The sequence below is a fragment of the Rhizobium sp. S163 genome, from assembly GCF_030380805.1.
Lineage (GTDB): Bacteria > Pseudomonadota > Alphaproteobacteria > Rhizobiales > Rhizobiaceae > Rhizobium.
This window is the reverse complement of the sequence record NZ_JAUDSA010000020.1, coordinates 1-529: the sequence shown is the minus strand read 5'-3', so window position 1 is coordinate 529 and position 529 is coordinate 1. Positions and strand designations below refer to the sequence as shown.

Genomic DNA, 529 nt, shown 5'->3' with positions numbered 1-529 from the left:
GCATGAGACACGCCCCGCCCATCGACGCCGCCACGCTCAGCACGCTGCTCAATGAACTCCGCCTCCCTGCCATCAAGGTCCTTTGGCCGGACTTTGCTGAGCGGGCCGACAAGGAAGGATGGCCCGCGGCACGGTTCCTGTCGGTGATTGCCGAGCACGAACTGGCCGAACGCGACCGCCGCCGTATTGAACGCCATCTCGGCGAGGCACGATTGCCACCGGGAAAGACGCTCGACAGCTTCGACTTCGACGCCGTTCCGATGGTCTCCAAGGCACAGGTCATGGCGATCGCCGCCGGTGATAGCTGGCTCGCCAAGGGAGCCAACATCCTGTTGTTCGGTCCGCCCGGTGGCGGCAAGAGCCATCTCGCCGCCGCGATTGGCCTCGCTCTCATCGAGAACGGTTGGCGGGTGCTGTTCATGCGTACGACCGAGCTCGTTCAGAAGCTGCAGGTGGCTCGTCGCGAACTCCAGCTCGAATCCGCCATTGCCAAGCTCGACAAATTCGATCTGCTCATCCTCGATGATCT

General features: G+C 63.1%; 1 protein-coding gene. It reads left to right on the top strand.

Annotated elements, in window-relative coordinates:
* Positions 1–2 precede the first annotated feature (2 nt).
* A partial coding sequence (locus QTL96_RS22610) for an ATP-binding protein (protein WP_289729293.1) occupies positions 3–529 on the top strand: 527 nt, incomplete at its 3' end.